The sequence below is a fragment of the Luedemannella helvata genome (assembly GCF_039528415.1).
Taxonomy (GTDB): domain Bacteria; phylum Actinomycetota; class Actinomycetes; order Mycobacteriales; family Micromonosporaceae; genus Luedemannella; species Luedemannella helvata.
The window spans coordinates 1-701 of record NZ_BAAALS010000120.1 but is presented as its reverse complement, the minus strand read 5'-3'; the positions used below and the strand labels follow the sequence as shown (position 1 = coordinate 701).

At 74.8% G+C, this 701-nt stretch carries 1 protein-coding gene; it reads left to right on the top strand.

The genetic code is table 11. From position 1 onward, the window contains the following. The coding region (locus ABD191_RS29035; RefSeq protein ID WP_344089166.1) for a substrate-binding domain-containing protein at window positions 1–701 on the top strand (701 nt) is incomplete at both ends.

Sequence of the window (701 nt, the reverse complement as noted above, 5' to 3'; positions counted from 1 at the left end):
GCGCCCGGCCACGCGGGCCCGCGTCGAGCAGGCGATCACGCAGCTGCGGTACGTGCCGTCGCCCGCGGCGCGCGCCCTCGTCACGCGTCGCACGCGCACCCTCGGGCTGATCGTCACAGGGGCGCCCGACTACGGGCCATCCTCGACCGCGCTGCACTTCAACGAAGCGGCGCGCGACGCCCGGTACGCGGTGATCACCGCCAGCATGCTCGAGACGGATGCCGCGAGCATGCGCTCGACCGCCGAGCTGCTCGTGCGCCAGTACGTCGAGGCGATCGTGCTCATCGCCGCGCAGCGCGCCGCGCTCGACGCGCTCGACGGCATCGAGCTCGGGGTGCCGATCGTGGCGGTCGCGTCCGAGGAGCGAGGTGCCATGCACCGCGTCTGGCTCGACCAGTACGCCGGCGCACGCCTCGCGGTCGAGCACCTCATCGGACTCGGGCACCGAGCCATACGCCATGTCGCCGGACCCCTGAACGCGATGGATGCCGCGGAGCGCGTCCGCGGATGGGCCGCCGCGCTCGGCGACCACGGCCTGCCGGCGCGCGAGCCGCTCGTGGGGGACTGGTCGCCCGGCAGCGGGTACGTGCACGGCCGCGCGCTTGCGGCCGACCCCGACATGACCGCGGTGTTCGTCTCGAACGACCAGATGGCGCTCGGCGTGATGCACGCGCTCGCCGAGGCGGGCCGCTCGGTGCCGG